Genomic DNA, 16,813 nt, shown 5'->3' on the forward strand with positions numbered 1-16,813 from the left:
GTTCCACAGGAGCAACGCGGGGTCACTTTTGGTGCAATAAACCCGGATTTTCGGGCGAAAAGTGACCCCGCGTTGCTTTGGCTCAGGGTGTCAGCGTCCAGTTGCGGATTTCCTCCGGGTCCTCGCCGTGGATGCGGGTGTGTTCCCGGGCCTGCATCCGGCGGTCCTGAAGCGTCTGCCGCAGCATGGAGTGCTTTTCCGCCAGGCCCGGCACCCTGTCAATGGCATCGATGGCCAGCTGGAAACGGTCGATCCCGTTGAGCATCGCCATGTCGAACGGCGTGGTGGTGGTGCCCTCTTCCTTGTAACCCCGGACGTGCAGGCCCTCCTGGTTGGTCCGGCGGTACGCGAGGCGGTGGATCAGCGCCGGGTAGCCGTGGTAGGCGAAAATGATCGGCTTGTCCGGAGTGAAAATACCGTCAAAGTCCGACGCCGGGAGGCCGTGCGGGTGCTCACTCACGTCCTGCAGCCGCATCAGATCCACCACGTTGACCACCCGGACTTTCAGCTCCGGGGCGCCCTGCCTGAGCAGTTCGGCCGCTGCGACGGTCTCCACGGTGGGCACGTCGCCGGCGCAGGCGAGCACAACATCGGGCTCCTCCCCTGCCACTTCGGACCCGGCGAACCCCCAGATCCCCAGTCCGCGGCGGCAGTGGTTTTCGGCGTCGGCCGGCCCCAGCCATGTGGGCGACGGCTGTTTGCCGCTGACCACGATGTTCACGTAGTCCGTAGAGGCCAGGCAGTGCTCCATCACGGAGAGCAACGTGTTCACGTCCGGCGGCAGGTAGACCCTGATGACCTCGGCCTTTTTATTCACCGCGTGGTCAATGAAACCCGGGTCCTGGTGCGAGAAGCCGTTGTGGTCCTGCTGCCAGACGTGGGAGGACAACAGGTAGTTCAACGATGCCACAGGCTGGCGCCACGGCAGCTGGCTGTGGACCTTGAGCCACTTGGCGTGCTGGTTGAACATGGAATCGACGATGTGGATGAAGGCTTCGTAGCAGCTGAACACGCCGTGCCGTCCGGTCAGGAGGTAGCCCTCCAGCCAGCCCTGGCACAGGTGCTCACTGAGCACCTCCATCACCCGGCCGGACCGCGCGAGGTGTTCGTCGACGTCGTCAATCCGGTACTGCCACACCTTGTCGGTGACCTCGTAAACGCTCTGGAGCCGGTTGGATGCTGTCTCGTCCGGCCCGAACAGCCGGAACGTTTCCGGGTTCAGCGAGATGACGTCCCGCATCCACGAGCCCAGCGTGATCATGGGGCTGATCCGTTCGGTCCCTGATACGGGGACGTCGACGGCGTGGTCGGCGTACGGGGGGAGCTTCAGGGGCCTGCGCAGCAGCCCGCCGTTTGCGTGGGGCGTGGCACTCATCCGCAGGTTCCCGGCAGGCGCATTCGCCGCAACATCGGGCATGAGCCGCCCGTCGCCGTCGAACAGTTCGTCGGAGCCGTATGATTTCAGCCATTCCTCCAGCTGCTTCAGGTGCCCGCCGTTGGTGCGGACCTCGGAAAGCGGGACCTGATGGCTGCGCCAAGTGCCTTCCACCTGCAGTCCGTCCACCACCCGCGGGCCCGTCCAGCCCTTCGGCGAGCGCAACACGATCATGGGCCACCGGGGAGCGGCATCGCTGCCTGGAGTGCCGCCGTCGGGAGCATCGCCCTTTGTCCCGCCGTGACGGTTGCGTCGCGCATCCTGGATGGCCCGGATGCCGGCCAGGGATGACTCGAGTGCGTCCGCGAAGTCCCGGTGCGCCTGGGCGGTGCTGTCCGGGTCCTTGACCGTCACGAAATACGGTTCGTGGCCGTAGCCGCGCAGCAGCTGCTCCAACTGATCTTCCGGCATGCGCGCCAGGATGGTGGGGTTGGCGATCTTGTATCCGTTGAGGTGCAGGATGGGCAGCACAGCGCCGTCCGCCACCGGATCCAGGAAGTTATGGGAGTGCCAGCTCGCCGCCAGCGGACCGGTCTCCGCCTCTCCGTCCCCGATGACGACGGCGGTGATCAGCTCGGGGTTGTCGAATACGGACCCGTACGCGTGGGCCAGCGAGTACCCCAGTTCGCCGCCCTCGCTGATGGACCCCGGGGTCTCGGGTGCCGCGTGGCTGGGAATGCCGCCAGGGTAGGAGAACTGGCGGAACAGTTCGGCCATGCCCTCTCCGTCATTCCCCACCTGGCCGTAGATCTCGGAGTAGGTGCCCTCGAGCCAGGCGTTGGCCACCACGGCGGGGCCGCCATGGCCGGGGCCCGCGACGAAAAGCATCTCCTGGGAGTCACGCCGGATCACCCGGTTCAGGTGGCCGTAGACGAAGTTCAGTCCGGGCGTTGTCCCCCAGTGGCCGAGAAGCCTGGACTTGGTGTCCTCCGCGCTCAGCGGCTCGCGCAGGAGCGGATTGGAGCGGAGGTAGATCTGTCCCACGGAAAGGTAGTTCGCGGCCCGCCACCAGCGGTCCACCAGTTCGAGCTCGTCCTGCGTCATGCTGCCGGCCATAACCATCCTCCCGTAGCTCTGCCGCCGCTGCGGCCGTCGCTCCATCCGAGCAGATGACCGCCGCACTGGCAACCTCCGAGGTCCCACAACAACGTGTCCGCTGCGTCCGATGGACTGCCCTGCCCATGGCGGCACAGGAAGGGCAGCAGGTAGGTTCTGAGGGGTTGAATCGAAGCAGGCAGAGGGAGACTACCGTGGCAACAGGACCAGGGGCGGTGCAATACCCGGACCCTGCGCTCATCACGAGTGCGCGCAAACGGACGAAAAACCTGGGGGACGGCCGGCCAGTGGTCGAATCCTCCGGCTGGCAGACCCTGGGGCCGTGGACTTCGGCGTCGTGGCCGTGGCCGCCGCGGTGGCGGCCGCTGCTGTGGCCGGTTCCGCGACGGGAACCGCCGGCCAGGCCGCAGCCGCAGCCATCACTGTGTGGATAGCGGCACCCTGGCTGTACGGGTTCTGTTGTCCCCATGGACTCTCCCTCGGTTCACTGGCGTCCAGCACTGCGGTGGCGCGGTTCGACACCGGTGGACGCCCGGGATTCTGGGGAGCAGGATGGGTCATGTTTGCCCGAATGGTGCTGTTTCCCGCAGTGATACTCGTGATCGTCCTCGGGGCTGCCGGTGGCTTCAGCCCCTCAGGGGAAGGCCCAAAAACCCGCCACATCACTCTTGACCGGAGGTTTCCGGCACCGCCCCCGCCCGTCGACCCGGACGTGATGCAGGCTGCGGCGGACGACGCCGCGGCCCGGCATTCCCAATTGCCCGGGCTCTACGACCAACGGGGTCAGCGTGGGTGACGCCGGAAGACCCTGGCTGGTCCGCCGGGCCGAACGGCTCTACGGGGACAGGCTGGGGCGGCTGCGGCACAGCGAATTTTCCTGGCATATCGCCTGGAGGTGGCTTCCCGCCCTGGTGGTGGTTGGTTTTGTTTATGGGACGATCCTCCAGTTCACCGGGTGGCCCTCATCCCAACGGGACCCGGCCCTCTTCTCCGACATCCCGCTCTTCCTGGCGACGAGCATCCTCACTGGGGTGGTCCTGTGGTCGCTGACCCTTTTCTGGAGCTTCCGCCGGGTGCTGGTGTTCGACCGCGGCCTCGTGTACGGGTACGCCAGGACAGACACCGCCCGCGCCATCTTCTGGCAGGACTTCGACCCGGGGTCGCTGCGGACGGTCGCGGCTCCGGCCGGCGTCGCGGCGGACAGCCTGCTCAAGACCCTGGGTAAGAGCGGCAAAACCTCCCTGGGCGTGCGCGGGCGGTACGCCGTGGTCTTCCGTGGCGCACCCACAGCCCTCGCCGCCGGCGCCGGGGGCGGGGCCGGGACCGAGGCACTGGAGCCCGGCTTCTTCACGTTCAGCATGGCCGGGGCTCCGGACAGGCTCGTCATTGCGATCCAGCAGGCCGTGGTGGAGTCCGGCATCTACGGCGCAGGACCTGCCGGGCTGCAAGCCCTTCCGCACGTTCAAGTCAGCTCAGCCATCAGGCTTGACCAGGCCTGAATCAGGGCACTTCCGTGATGCGTACTACCGGGTAGGGTGTACCCAGAATGTTCACGCTGACCATCAACCAAACGGATAGCCGACGCGACGGCGACCGTGTCCCTCAACTGCTGAAGGACCTGCGGCACATTCCGGCGCGCCTGGATTTCGACAGGTCCGTGGAGGACGAGGTCCAGGGCATTGTGGACTGCCCGCACCAGGCAGTGGAGGCAGCGCTGATCGCCTTGCGCTGCGGTGCCTGGTACGTGGGGATCGGCGTGGGGCCGGTCAATGAGCCGCTTCCCAACCAGATCAAGGATGCTTCCGGACACAGCCTCATCTACGCCCGCCGTGCCGTGGACCGGCTCCGGAACGGCAAGGAACGCATCCCGGTTGCCGTGGAGGGGCCACTCGCAGACATCGCCCACGAAGCCGAGGCAGTCCTCCGGCTGCTGGGCCACATTGTCCGCGACCGGAGCGGGGCCGAGTGGCGGGTCCTGGATCTGATGACGCCAGGGGTCCGCGGGCAACAGAAAGCCGTGGCCCAGGAATTGGGGATCACCACCCAGGCCGTCAGCAAGGCCGTGGCGAGGTCGCAGTGGGCTGAGGAACACGCCGCCCGTCCGGCCGCGGCCCGGCTGCTGGCACTGATCCTCGAAGTGCACTGAACACCTCTGACCAAGTCCGGACGAACGTGTTCGTTTCCCTTGTAGCGGCACCACCTCGAACATAGTCTCGCTGTGCCCGGCTTCGCTGATCCGCCACCCACGGACCAGGCGTTCATCAGCCGGAGCAGCCCGCACCCCGAGACCAAGAGGTATAAACAATGGCGTTTTCCGCACGAAGAATCCGAAGGCCTGCGGCTGCCATACGCCCCGGATTTCCTGCAGCCCGTCCCCAACCGGGGCGGGGCGGAAGCAGCCGCTACGGCAGGAGGCTGCGCAGCACGTGGGCGGCGCCGTCGTCGTACACGGACGCGGTGACCTCGTTGGCCACCGCGATCACTTCTGCAGGCGCCTGGCCCATGGCCACGCCACGTCCGGCCCAGTTGAGCATCTCGATATCATTGCGGCCGTCACCGATGGCCACCGTGAGGTGCTGCTCGATGTCCAGCCGGCCACGGAGAATTTCCAAGGCACTGGCCTTGGTCACGCCTGCAGCGGCGATATCCAGCCAGGCCGTCCAGCCCACGGAGTAGGTGACACCGGCCAGGCCGATCTCGCGGATGGTTTCGGAGAATTCTTCAGGGGTGTTCTCGGTGCTGAACACGACGAGGCGGACAGCCGTGGCCTCCAGCAGGGTCTGGAAGTCGACGCCGATGGCCTCCACGCCAAAGCTGGCGTCCTGGAATCGCTCGGTGGAAAGGAAGTTGCCGTCCTCGTCCTCCAGCGCATACTTCGCGGTGGGGAGCTTGGACCGGAGCGCGCGGAGGGCAGGAGCGGGGTCGAACGTTACCTTGTGGATCACTTCGTAGCCGTCGGACAGGGCCGGATCCAGCCGGAGCGTCACGCCGCCGTTGCAGCAGACCGCGTACCCGGTGCCGATGCCGATCTGCTCAATGATGGGCAGCGTGGCGTTCAGGGACCGGCCGGTGGCGATCATGACCTCGTGTCCGGCAGCTACAACAGCCTGGGCAGCTTCCCGGACGCCGGGTGACATGTGGCCGTCGTGGTCCACCAGGGTGCCGTCGACGTCCAGTGCGATCATGAACCGGTCAGTGTTGTTTTCAGTGGCGCTTCGCTGGTCTTCGTTGCCAGCGACTGAGCCTTCAGTCAATGTAGTCATGCATCCAGTGAAGCAGATGGCCCCAGCACGGACTAGGACGCGGGCCACACGCCCAGTGAACAGCCGGTTAATACTCACAGGGTTATCCCCGTTGTGAGTGTTTACCTCCGCCCCTGCTTCGCCACCGCCCCGGCCCGCCGCTCCAACCACAACGTGGGGTCACTTTTCGCCCGATAATCGGGATTTAGCGGGCGAAAAGTGACCCCGCGTTGGAGTAGGCGGACGTCCCGCGTGTCGGGGATTTGTCGGCGGAAAAGGCTGCGGGCCTAGAGGACCGGGAGGACTTCCAGGCCGCCCAGGTACTTCTGCAGCGCGGCCGGGACGTTAACCGAGCCGTCGGGGTTCTGGTGGTGCTCCAGGATGGCCACGATCCAGCGGGTGGTCGCCAGCGTCCCGTTCAGGGTGGCCACCGCGCGGGTGCCCTTGGCCACGCCTTCTGCGTTGATCACACGCTCGCGGATGTTCAGGCGGCGGGCCTGGAACGTGGTGCAGTTGGACGTGGACGTCAGCTCACGGTAGGCGCCCTGTGTGGGCACCCAGGCTTCGCAGTCGAACTTGCGGGCCGCTGACATGCCGAGGTCGCCGGCCGCGGTGTCAATGACGCGGTACGGCAGCTCGCATTTGGCCAGCATTTCCTCTTCCCACGCCAGGAGCCGCTGGTGTTCCGCCGCAGCTTCCTCAACGGTGGTGTAGATGAACATCTCCACCTTGTTGAACTGGTGGACGCGGATGATCCCGCGGGTGTCCTTGCCGTGCGAACCGGCCTCGCGGCGGTAGCAGGAGCTTTGCCCGGCGAAACGGATGGGACCGGCGGTGAGGTCCAGGATCTCGTCCGCGTGGTAGCCGGCCAAGGCCACTTCGGAGGTTCCTACGAGGTAAAGATCGTCCTCGGCGAGCCGGTAGATCTCGGCGTCGTGCTTTACGTCAAACCCGGTGCCCTGCATGATTTCGGGGCGCACCAGCGTGGGCGTGATCATGGGGACAAAGCCTGCGTCCACGGCCTGCTCCATGGCCATCTGCAGCAGCGCCATCTCCAGGCGGGCACCCACACCGCGCAGGAAGTAGAACCGCGAGCCGGACACCTTGGCGCCGCGCTCCATATCGATGGCGCCGATCAGTTCGCCGATTTCCAGGTGGTCGCGCGGCTCAAAGTCAGGGAACTCGCGGGGCGTGCCGACGGTCTTGACCACGATGTAGTCGTCCTCGCCACCCTCCGGGACGCCGTCCTCAATGAGGTTGGGTATGGTGCGGAGCAGCTCGTCCTGCTTGGCCTGCACAGCGTCGGCTTCGGCCGACGCTGCCTTGACCGTGTTGGCCAGTTCCTTGACCTCGGCCAGGAGTGCTTTTTTCTCGTCGCCCTTGGCCTGCGCCACCTTCTTGCCGAAGACGTTCTGCTCGGCGCGAAGGTTCTCAAAGCGGATCAGCGCGGCGCGCCGGGCTGCATCTGCGGAGATGATCGCGTCGACCACTGATTCGTCCGCGCCGCGGGCGCGCTGGCTGGCACGGAACTTGTCCGGGTTTTCGCTGAGTTCTTTTACGTCGATCACCAGACAAGAGTATCCAATCCGGGCGGAGCCGGGCTTCCGGCACGGGCGGGAAACGGGGCCACGGACGCCGGGATACTGTTGGAGCACCATGAACGACTGGCTTCTCTACCTCCTGAGCGCGGCAGCACTGGCTTTCGCCGTCTCCAGTTGGTGGGGCGTGCGCCGGCTTAAAGCCCTTCACGTCCGCAGCGCCGTGGGCGAGGATGCCCACGAAACGGGCCTTGCACATCAGCGGGTGGCGGTGATCCTCAACCCCATCAAGGCACGCGCCTCAGACGCCAGGGAAGCCATCCAGCGGGCCTGCATTGCTGCCGGCTGGGACGAACCGCTGTTCCTGGAGACCACCGCTGAGGACCCCGGGCATTCCCAGGCGCGTGCAGCGCTGGACTACAAGGCCGACGTCGTCCTGGTGGGCGGCGGAGACGGAACAGTACGCGTCGTGGCCGAGACCCTCGCGCATACGGGGGTGGCCATGGGAATCATTCCGCTCGGGACCGGAAACCTGCTGGCCCGCAACCTGGACCTGGACGTTTACGACCTGCACGCCAACGTGCAGACTGCACTCTTCGGCCAGCAGCGCTACATCGACACCGCGCGGATGGGGATCGAGAATTCGCGCACCGGGCACTCCTCGGAACATGCCTTCCTGGTCATCGCCGGCATCGGCATGGACGCCGAAATCCTCGCGGACACCAACGACGGCCTCAAAAGAGCCGTGGGCTGGCTGGCCTACACGGAGGCGGGGATGCGTCACCTGCCGGGACGGCGGAAGAAAGTATCCGTCGCCCTTGACGGCAACCCGGAGCAGGTCAGGAACATCCGCAGCGTGCTGTTTGCCAACTGCGGGCTGATTCCAGGAGGCATCGACTTCATTCCTGAGGCCATGATCGACGACGGCATGCTGGACGTGGTGGTCATGAGCCCGCGGAGCGCCGTCGGCTGGTTGGCCATGTACGCCAAGATCGTGTTCAAGCACAAGGGCAACCTGCCCATCATGACCGTTTACCGGGCAGGGAAGATTGTCATCAAATGCCCCGAACCGATGCCCACCCAAGTAGACGGGGACACCACCGGGGAAGCGACAAAAATAACGGTCCGCGTGGAGGCGCGTTCCCTGCTGATCAGGGTGGCGGGCCAGCCGGGCTAAGGTGGGCAGGATCCGGGCGAAACAGGCCTAGGCGCTGGCCTTCTTGGCGGTTTTGTTCTCTGCGGCAGCCTTCGCGGCGGCACGTGCTTCCGACTGTTCACGGATCATGGCTTGCTCTTCTTCAAAGCGCAGGCGGTCAGCGCGATCAGCGTCGTCGCCGTCCCAGTCCTGATTGTCAGCGGTGGGCTTGGGGTTGACGATCATGCCCTGACCGTCGTTATCTGTGCTGCTGGTGTTCATGACCCGCTCCCTTCGTTAGGGGCCATCCCCCCAAGTGGATCAAGTAAGCATACGCACAGTAGTTGCCCCGGGGAAGTACCCTGGCCGGCATTCACCTACGCTGTGGGCGAAGCTCCGGAAACGGTTTCAGGCGCCGCGGGGGCACCCTTCAGAATGCCGGCCACCCAGGCATGGGCCGCCTGGAATGCCTCGTCGGACGTGTGCGGAGCCACCGAAGCACTCTGGGCATCCGCGCGGCCGTACGAACCCAGGAAACGGGTGCCAGGGCTGATCCGGTGCAACCCTGCCAGGGCGTCGGCAACCCGCGCATCCCCGACATGGCCGTCCGCATCAATACTGAAGAAGTAGTGGCCCAGATACTGGCCGGTGGGGCGGGACTCGATCCGGCTCAGGTTGACGCCGCGGGCGGCGAACTGGTCCAGGATCTCCATCAGTGCGCCCGGACGGTCTTCCGGAAGCGGGACCACCACGGTGGTCTTGTCGGCTCCGGTCCGCTCGGGCAGGGCACCCGGCCGGCTGACCAGAATGAACCGGGTCACGGCGCCCGGGTTATCGCCAATGTTCTCCGCAAGGACAGCCAGTCCAGGCTGCTCCTGCGCCACTATGGGAGCGCAAATGGCGGCGTCGTAATGGGCATCGTCCTCCAGCAGCCCTATGGCGGCCGCCGCCGTGGACGAGCCGGGGACATATTCTGCGCCGGGAATATTGGCGTCGACCCAGAGCCGGCACTGCGCCCAGGCATGGCCATGGGTCGAGATGCGGCGGATCGCGGAGACCGCCAGTCCGGGCCGGGCCACCAGCACGAAGCTGATCGGGACCAGGACCTCCCGGATGATCCGTAGCTCCTGCCCGCTGGCGATGGCGTCAAGGGTTGCGGTGACTCCCCCTTCCACCGAGTTTTCGATGGGGACCATAGCCGCATCTGCGGAGCCTTCGCGCACCCTGTCCAGCGCGGCGTTGACGTTGGAGGCCGGGACACGCGTTGCCTGCGCGGCGCCGGGGACCTGCATCAGCGCCGCTTCGGTGAAGGTGCCTTCGGGACCCAGGAAGGTGTACGTAGTGGGTGACGCCGGCATGAAGTATTCCCCTAGGGTGATGAACGCTGACGGAGCGGGTGCCCGGATGGACTACAGGATCAGGGGCTTGAGGCCGTTGTCCGAAACCAGGGGCTTACCCGATTCGAGCCACTGGTCCATACCGCCGGCCACGTTGATGGCGGCATAGCCCTGGGCGGTGAGCCACTGGGCGGCACGTTGCGACCGGCCGCCCGTCCTGCAGATGACGTACAGATCCTGGTCCGGGTCCAGTTCGTCCAGCCGGGCCGGAAGCTGGTCCAGCGGAATGTGGAGGGCGCCATCGGCGTGACCGGCTACCCACTCGTAGTCTTCGCGCACATCCAGGATTACTGCCTCGTCCGGAACATCGTTGACTGGCACAGTATCGAAATCGCTCACAGGAGTCCTCCTTCGGAACATCATGGTCTGATCCCAGCCTAGCGCCAGCCGTCGGCCATGCCCGCTGCCGTCCGGGCAGGTTACGCTTCTATCTGATTCTGAGGAGGCGCCTTGACCGCTGTTCAGCCAACCGGTGCCGGGACTGAGATCCACGAGCTCCCCGCCGTCAGGCTCAGGGATGCGCTCCGCAGCGGGGAAGTCTCCGCGCGGGAAGCCACCGCCCATTTCCTGGCCCGCATCGAAGACCGGAATCCGCGGCTTGGGGCCTTTATCACCGTGACCGCCGAACAGGCGCTGGTCGATGCCGACGCAGCCGACAAACGATTCGCCCGGGTCCGGAGAGGAGCGGGCGCGGGAACGTCAGTTGGCGGCGACGGGGAGTTGCCCTTCCTGCACGGGATGCCACTGGCCTTCAAGGACCTGACTGATGTGGCAGGCGTGGTGACCACGCACGGCAGCGCAGCGTTGGACCGCAAACCTGCTCCCGTGGACGGCGCCCTCCCTGCACTCCTCAAAGCTGCCGGAGTCATCTCTCTGGGAAAGACCCAGGTTCCGGAGTTCGGACTGACGGCATACAGCGAAAACCGCATCGCCCCGCCGTCGCGCAATCCGTACGCACTGAGCCGGAGTTCCGGCGGCTCGTCCGGGGGCAGTGCCGCGGCGGTTGCCGCGGGCCTGCTTCCCTTCGCGCCAGGGTCCGACGGCGGCGGATCAGTCCGCATCCCGGCGGCGGCCTGTGGTCTGGTGGGCCTCAAACCCGGACGCGGACTGGTGCCCTCGGGCGAGAGTTCGGGCGATCCCGGCCGTCTGGTGGTGGCGGGACCTCTTGCCCGGAATGCCGCTGATGCAGCGCTGATGATGGATGCGCTGGTGCCCGCCGCCGGCGGCAGCTTCCTCGATGCGGTGGGGCGCGAACCCCGCCGGCTGCGGATCGGGCTGACCCTGGACAGCCCCTGGTCCGCTATCTTCCCGTTCACGCCGGAACCGGAGGCCCTGGACGCGTTGCAGACTGGCCGCGACATGCTTGAGCACGCCGGGCACGGTGTTGCCGAAGCCGCCATCCGCTATGACAACCGCTACCCGGACGCCTTCACCACGGCCTGGACAGCGCCCGTTGGCACAGCCCGCATCAGTCCGCACCGCGAAGCCCTCCTCACGCCGCTGACCCGCACTTTTCGGCGCCGGGCCCAACAGCGCAGCGCCGCGAAACTGAACGAATCCCTGGCATTCCTCCGCCAGTTCGAACGCGACACCATCACGCAGTACGGGGAATGGGACCTGGTGCTGACGCCGGCCCTCGCACAGACCCCGCGGCCGGTGGGCTGGTTCACCGGCGCCACCCACGGCGACGGTCGCTGGCCGGCTGCGGAGTGGGACCACGACGCCGACGGCGACTACCGGCGCCAGTGCGAGTTCGCGCCGTGGTCATCCATGGTCAACGTCTGCGGCCTTCCTGCCATCACCATTCCCGTCCAATGGACCGGCGGACAGCACGGCCACGGCCTCCCCATGGGAATACAGCTCGTGGGACCGGCCGGATCGGAAGCGCTCCTGCTGCAGGTGGCGGCACAGATCGGTTTCTAATTTTGGGTGCTTTGGGAGGCACCTCGGCACAGTCTTTCCGTGGGTTGGGGGGTGTCGACTCCGGGACCAATCCGGAGGAGGATTAAGAGCGCAGTCACTATGAGGAGGTTTGTGATGTGCTATTCATCGATGGAGGATTTCGGGTGGCGGGCCAAGAAGGACACCGGCCGCAAACCTGAACCGCGCAAGGAAACCCAGCCGGACCGTCAGGAGCCGCATTACACGGCCCAGGACTTCTCTTTCTGGGCCTTCCCGCGTCGCCGGAAGACTGAAGCCCAGGAACCGGCTGCCGAGCGCACCCACGAGAGGGTCTGACCACATTGGTCTGATCCGCCCGACGAAAGGCCCCGGACAGGGGCCTTTCCGCTGCCGGCACTGCCCTTGCGCGCCAGGCCCCGCCGCTCCCGAAAGCAGGGACATGATGCGTGAACCGTACGTCCACGAGGCTTCACTGCTCATGGACGCTGAAAGCGACCCCGGGGCGGCACGGGCCGCGATCACCGTAGAGCTTTGTGGAAGCTGGGAGCACCCGCCGCCGTGCCCGCTGGCGCCGCACCACACAAGCCATCAGCGCGATGGCAACACAGTGGCGCTCAGCGTGGTCTTCGCGGCCGAACCGAAGGCGGAAAACGAGGTTCGGCGTCGGATAGAAAGCGCGTTGGCGGCGGGCAGCCTCACCGGTCCCGATGGAATCACAACCCGCTGGTCCCTGCTTCAGAGCGCAGCCGGCTCATTGAGCGAAGCGGAGCGCGAACATGCACAGCGGATCGCCGGAACCTAGCGCCTGCTCAGTAGCCGTAACTTGTGCTGTACGCCATCAGCCCCAGGACGAGGAACAGCCACAACGCTCCATAGCCGAGCAAGCACAGATATCCCAGGACCAGGCCGGTGATGGACAGGCCCTTGCCCGAGGGTTCGCGGCGGAGCGCCAGATGTCCGGTGATGATCGCGGCGACCTGCGGGATCATGAGCCAGCCAAGAATGACTGAGGCGATACCGCAGACCATGCTGGCGATACTCAGGCCCTTGGGCTCTGCCGGCATGCCGTAGTACTGCGGTTGCCCATAGGAGCCGGGCTGGCTGTACGGGCTGGGTTGTCCATACGGGCTGGCTGGCTGGCCATACGCGCCAGTGCTTTGTCCGTAAGGGCTGGCTGGCTGGACGTAAGGCGCGCCGTGTTGCCCGCCCGCTTGGTTTTCCGGCTGGCCGTACCGGCCCGCGCCGTACTGGTTAGGATCGTAAAGCGGTGGCGCGGGGAGGTCGGAGCCCTGCGGCGGCACAAAGCGCGGCGGCTCGTAGCCGGATGGCGGATCGTCTGTCCCATGGGTACCTGACCCTTGGGAATCGGGGCGTGGCGTTGGCTGGTCACTCATGGTTTTCCCCCTCGGAAGTCTTACGGCTTAGCCTACCGCCGCCGTCATTCCAGTCACACCTTCCACAGTCCCTACCCGCCCCAGTAGGGAAGGACATACACGGCGAAGACTACGAAGGCGGCAAGGAACATCAGGTGGGTCATGCTGGTGGCCTGCTGCTGGGCCCTCGACTTCCGGCCCGCACCGTAGCCCGCACCGTGACCGGTGCTGCCGATTCCTGCGCCCGCAGTCCGGCTGACCGGGGGTCCGAAGTTCCGCGGACCTGGCCGGCCCGGCGCTGGCCCGTTGCCAGGCGCTGGCCCGTCCACCGCAGACCTGCCTGCCGCACGTGTCTGCCGCGGCTGCCTGCCCGGCGTCCCCGGCGGCTGCGCAACCCTGGGCGGGCCGGCCGGTTTCGACGTCAAAGCTCTCACCACCGGGCTTTCCGCTACGGGTTCCTGCATGAGTTCCTCGCCAAGGCGGGCGTGCAAGGCGGCCACGTCCTGCTCGTCGAGGACCGTGGGCAGTGCCAGTACGGCAGCAACAACGCGGTCGGAACCTGCCACGGCGACGTCGGAGCTGGTAATGCCGAACAGATCCGGCTGCCCGGCAAGACAGATGAGCGGGCGGACGAACCGCCGGTGCCGCGGCGCCATCACAGAGGCGACGGCCGCGCACTGCGCCAGGGCGCATTCCACGGACTGCGTCCTGGCAAACCGGCCTTGCCAAAGGACACCGGACGCGACGCTGACCTCCCCTGTCCAGTTCTTGGCATCCACCACGATGACGCCGCCGGGTCCCACCAGCACGTGGTCGAGGTTGGCTTTGGGCCGCCCTGGCCAATGCATGTCGTGGAGGAGGAACCAGCCGTGCGGAACGAGTGTGCCCAGCCGCTCTGCCACGATCTGTTCGCCGACAGCACCTTCATCCCACGCCTTCGTGGCATGCTCGGCCTGGTCCAGCTGGCGCTTCAGTCGCTGCACCCGTTCTGCAGTCCGCCTTGCCTGTTCGGCTGCTCCGTCCCCTGCCCCCATGACCCGGCCCCTTCCCTTCCAGGCGGCCGCTTACAGCCGCGTGCGACGTGGCCCGGTGCCGCCGTCGCGCTTTGACGCTCCATACTTTTTCCGAACGTAACAGCGGCGGCGGGAGCCGGTATATAGGTACTTTTGGCCCCGGTACTCAGGTTTCATTACCTGTTTCGTGACATTCCGCGTCACAGGGGCCGGATTCTGGACAGCTCGTTCTGCCCCCGGCCTGCGTCTGGCATGCTGGTCCCATGGCTAGCCGCGCGGGCACAGTTGCCCAACCCCAGGACCTTGTTGACATCACTGCGCTCCTCGACGCGTACTACGACATCACGCCGGATCTTGGTGATCCCGGCCAGCGCGTAGCGTTCGGCACCTCGGGGCACCGTGGTTCCAGCCTCAAGGCGTCGTTTAACGAAAAACACATCGTCGCGATCACGCAGGCGATTGTGGAATACCGGGCAGGGCAGGGCATCACCGGCCCCCTGTTCCTGGCCAAGGACACCCACGCCCTCAGTGAGCCGGCGCAGAATTCCGCCCTCGAAGTGCTGGCCGCCAACGGTGTGCAGGTACTGGTGGACGCCCGTCACGGCTACACCCCCACCCCTGCTCTGAGCCACGCCATCCTGACCTACAACAACAACCGTGCGGCGGGCGCCCCGGAGGCGGACGGCATTGTGGTCACGCCCAGCCACAACCCGCCGGGCGACGGCGGCTTCAAGTACAACCCCCCGCACGGCGGCCCCGCAGACTCCGACGCCACCGGCTGGATCGCCAACCGCGCCAACGAACTGCTCGAAAACGGCCTCCGCGGCGTGAAGCGCATTCCGCTCGCTGACGCCCTGGCCGCGGACAGCACCGGCAAGTTCGACTTCCTGAGCAGCTACGTTGATGACCTCCCGTCGGTGCTGAACCTGGACGCCATCCGCGACGCCGGCGTCCGCATCGGTGCCGACCCCATGGGCGGTGCCGCAGTGGATTACTGGGGCGAAATCGGCGAGCGCCACCACCTGAACCTCACGGTGGTGAACCCCACCGTGGACCCGCAGTGGGCGTTCATGACCCTGGACTGGGACGAAAAGATCCGGATGGACTGCTCGTCGCCGGCCGCGATGGCTTCGCTGATCAAGCGGATGTCCGACGGCGGCAGTTCAGGCGCGTTCGACGTCGCCACCGGCAATGACGCCGACGCCGACCGCCACGGCATCGTCACCCCGGACGGTGGCCTGATGAACCCGAACCACTACCTTGCAGTGGCCATCGACTACCTCTACCGCAACCGCAGCGGCTGGAACCCCAATTCGGTGGTGGGCAAAACCCTGGTGTCCTCCTCGATCATCGACCGCGTTGCTGAAAGCCTGGGCCGCAAGCTCGTGGAGGTCCCCGTGGGCTTCAAGTGGTTTGTGCCGGGGCTGCTGTCCGGCGAGGGCGCGTTCGGTGGCGAGGAATCAGCCGGCGCATCCTTCAATAAGCTGGACGGCAGCGTCTGGACCACGGACAAGGACGGCATCCTGCTGGCGCTGCTGGCCTCGGAGATCACCGCCGTCACGGGCAAGTCCCCCTCCCAGCTGTACAAGGGCCTGACCGATCAGTTCGGCGCTCCTGTCTATGCGCGCATTGATGCAGCAGCAACCCGGGAGCAGAAGGCGGCCCTGGGCAAGCTCTCGCCGTCGGACGTCACCGCCACCGAGCTGGCAGGCGAGACGATCCTCGCGAAGCTGACCGAGGCACCGGGCAACGGCGCGCCGATTGGCGGGCTCAAGGTCGTCACCGAGAACGCCTGGTTCGCCGCCCGCCCGTCCGGGACCGAGGACGTCTACAAGATCTACGCCGAGTCCTTCAAGGGCGAGGAGCACCTCAAGCAGGTCCAGGCCGAGGCCAAGGCGCTGGTGGACGGCGTCATCGCCTGACTTAACGCCTGATGCCCTATCACTTGTGGTCCCTATCCAGGCTGGATAGGGACCACAAGTGATAGGGCATCTTGGGTTCTGGGTTCAGACGGTGCGGACGACGTCCTCGTAGCTGAACTTGGGCTTTGCTGCGCCCCAGGCGCCTTCACCGGGCTGGCCGATGTTGACCACGAGGAAGCTCTTCTGATCGCCGGCGGGGAAGAAGGCTGCGTCGATGGCGCTGAAATCGGCTCCGGTCATGGGGCCGGCGGCAAGACCCAGCGAGCGGACGGCGATGATGAAGTAGCCCGCCTGCAGGTGGGCGTTGTTGTTGCCGGTGGCAGCGGCCAGGTCCGGAGCGGCGTCGTACATGGCCTTCGGGGCGTTGTACCCGGGCAGGAAGGTGTCCCACTGCTCGGCCCAGGCGGTGTCATAGCTGAGGACGGCAATAAGCGGAGCCGAGGCGGTCTTGGCCTTGTTTCCGTTGGCCAGGGTGTCAACGAGCTTCGCGCGGGCCTCGTCGGAGCGGACGTAGGTGACGCGGAGCGGCTGGGAGTTGAAAGCCGTGGGGCCGAACTTGGTGAGCTCGTAAATGGCGCGGGCCTGGTCCTCGGTCACCTCGCCGGTGAAGGAGTTGGCCGTGCGCGCTTCGGCAAAGATGGCGTCGACGGCGGCCGGGTCGATAACTGCTTCTTCGTGGGCAATGGTCATTGACGTACCTTTCGATGCGCAGCGCACCTGTTTGGCGGCTGTCTGTTCCCCGTTCCATAGTTGCAACTTCAAGCGTTCGATTCCTCTTCCCATGACGGCACGTGACCTTG

The 16,813-nt window shown here is 66.2% G+C and carries 17 protein-coding genes; 8 read left to right on the top strand and 9 right to left on the bottom strand.

Annotated features, from left to right (window positions below; all coding sequences use genetic code 11):
• Window positions 1-82: 82 nt before the first annotated feature.
• Entirely contained in the window at window positions 83-2,491 is a 2,409-nt protein-coding gene (locus AC1MCA_RS08885) for a phosphoketolase family protein (RefSeq protein WP_479802783.1), read from the bottom strand.
• Window positions 2,492-2,813: 322 nt separating this feature from the next.
• On the opposite strand from AC1MCA_RS08885, the gene AC1MCA_RS08890 reads away from it, so the two are divergent.
• The 3 genes from AC1MCA_RS08890 to AC1MCA_RS08900 are packed head-to-tail and all read left to right on the top strand — an operon-like array spanning window position 2,814 to window position 4,637.
• A complete protein-coding gene (locus tag AC1MCA_RS08890; protein WP_479802785.1) occupies window positions 2,814-3,287 on the top strand; it encodes a hypothetical protein in 474 nt (157 codons plus the stop codon).
• Entirely contained in the window at window positions 3,280-3,990 is a 711-nt protein-coding gene (locus AC1MCA_RS08895; protein ID WP_479802787.1) for a hypothetical protein, read from the top strand. The genes AC1MCA_RS08890 and AC1MCA_RS08895 overlap by 8 nt, the downstream gene beginning before the upstream one ends.
• A 47-nt stretch (window positions 3,991-4,037) precedes the next feature.
• The gene (locus tag AC1MCA_RS08900) at window positions 4,038-4,637 is read left to right on the top strand and encodes a hypothetical protein (protein WP_479802788.1); all 600 of its coding nucleotides are present in this window, start codon (window positions 4,038-4,040) and stop codon (window positions 4,635-4,637) included.
• A 256-nt stretch (window positions 4,638-4,893) separates the two neighbouring features.
• Here AC1MCA_RS08900 and AC1MCA_RS08905 read toward each other — a convergent pair whose 3' ends face one another.
• Together AC1MCA_RS08905 and serS are read right to left on the bottom strand one after the other, a co-directional pair.
• Window positions 4,894-5,754, bottom strand: a complete 861-nt coding sequence (locus tag AC1MCA_RS08905; RefSeq protein ID WP_479802789.1) for an HAD family hydrolase — start codon at window positions 5,752-5,754, stop codon at window positions 4,894-4,896.
• Between the two features lie 266 nt (window positions 5,755-6,020).
• Window positions 6,021-7,301 (bottom strand): serine--tRNA ligase, encoded by a 1,281-nt coding sequence (gene serS / locus AC1MCA_RS08910; RefSeq protein WP_108600625.1) that lies wholly within the window; start codon window positions 7,299-7,301, stop codon window positions 6,021-6,023.
• Window positions 7,302-7,389: 88 nt separating this feature from the next.
• Here serS and AC1MCA_RS08915 point away from each other — a divergent pair, with 88 nt between their 5' ends.
• Complete coding sequence (locus tag AC1MCA_RS08915) at window positions 7,390-8,448, top strand: diacylglycerol/lipid kinase family protein (RefSeq protein ID WP_108600624.1); 1,059 nt, start codon at window positions 7,390-7,392, stop codon at window positions 8,446-8,448.
• A gap of 27 nt (window positions 8,449-8,475) precedes the next feature.
• On the opposite strand, the gene AC1MCA_RS08920 is transcribed toward AC1MCA_RS08915, so the two are convergent.
• The 3 genes from AC1MCA_RS08920 to AC1MCA_RS08930 form a co-directional block, all read right to left on the bottom strand.
• Window positions 8,476-8,688 (bottom strand): hypothetical protein, encoded by a 213-nt coding sequence (locus AC1MCA_RS08920; protein ID WP_108600623.1) that lies wholly within the window; start codon window positions 8,686-8,688, stop codon window positions 8,476-8,478.
• A gap of 95 nt (window positions 8,689-8,783) precedes the next feature.
• On the bottom strand, window positions 8,784-9,764 hold the full coding sequence (pheA, locus tag AC1MCA_RS08925) for a prephenate dehydratase (protein ID WP_479802792.1): 981 nt from the start codon (window positions 9,762-9,764) through the stop codon (window positions 8,784-8,786).
• Between the two features lie 51 nt (window positions 9,765-9,815).
• The gene (locus tag AC1MCA_RS08930; protein WP_108600621.1) at window positions 9,816-10,142 is read right to left on the bottom strand and encodes a rhodanese-like domain-containing protein; all 327 of its coding nucleotides are present in this window, start codon (window positions 10,140-10,142) and stop codon (window positions 9,816-9,818) included.
• A gap of 111 nt (window positions 10,143-10,253) precedes the next feature.
• On the opposite strand from AC1MCA_RS08930, the gene AC1MCA_RS08935 reads away from it, so the two are divergent.
• The 3 genes from AC1MCA_RS08935 (at window position 10,254) to AC1MCA_RS08945 (ending at window position 12,507) form a co-directional block, all read left to right on the top strand.
• On the top strand, window positions 10,254-11,726 hold the full coding sequence (locus AC1MCA_RS08935) for an amidase (RefSeq protein ID WP_479802794.1): 1,473 nt from the start codon (window positions 10,254-10,256) through the stop codon (window positions 11,724-11,726).
• A gap of 114 nt (window positions 11,727-11,840) precedes the next feature.
• Window positions 11,841-12,041 (top strand): hypothetical protein, encoded by a 201-nt coding sequence (locus AC1MCA_RS08940; protein WP_479802796.1) that lies wholly within the window; start codon window positions 11,841-11,843, stop codon window positions 12,039-12,041.
• A 103-nt stretch (window positions 12,042-12,144) separates the two neighbouring features.
• On the top strand, window positions 12,145-12,507 hold the full coding sequence (locus AC1MCA_RS08945) for a hypothetical protein (protein WP_479802798.1): 363 nt from the start codon (window positions 12,145-12,147) through the stop codon (window positions 12,505-12,507).
• 7 nt (window positions 12,508-12,514) lie between these two features.
• Here the strand turns inward: AC1MCA_RS08945 and AC1MCA_RS08950 are convergent, their stop codons facing one another.
• Complete coding sequence (locus tag AC1MCA_RS08950) at window positions 12,515-13,099, bottom strand: DUF4190 domain-containing protein (protein WP_479802799.1); 585 nt, start codon at window positions 13,097-13,099, stop codon at window positions 12,515-12,517.
• 71 nt (window positions 13,100-13,170) lie between these two features.
• Window positions 13,171-14,112, bottom strand: a complete 942-nt coding sequence (locus tag AC1MCA_RS08955; protein WP_479802801.1) for a nuclease-related domain-containing protein — start codon at window positions 14,110-14,112, stop codon at window positions 13,171-13,173.
• Window positions 14,113-14,354: 242 nt separating this feature from the next.
• Between AC1MCA_RS08955 and pgm the strand changes: the two genes are divergently transcribed.
• The gene (gene pgm, locus AC1MCA_RS08960; protein WP_108600443.1) at window positions 14,355-16,013 is read left to right on the top strand and encodes a phosphoglucomutase (alpha-D-glucose-1,6-bisphosphate-dependent); all 1,659 of its coding nucleotides are present in this window, start codon (window positions 14,355-14,357) and stop codon (window positions 16,011-16,013) included.
• A gap of 84 nt (window positions 16,014-16,097) precedes the next feature.
• Here pgm and AC1MCA_RS08965 read toward each other — a convergent pair whose 3' ends face one another.
• Complete coding sequence (locus AC1MCA_RS08965) at window positions 16,098-16,703, bottom strand: malonic semialdehyde reductase (protein WP_479802804.1); 606 nt, start codon at window positions 16,701-16,703, stop codon at window positions 16,098-16,100.
• Window positions 16,704-16,813 lie beyond the last annotated feature (110 nt).

The organism is Arthrobacter sp. BK1, from assembly GCF_056680055.1.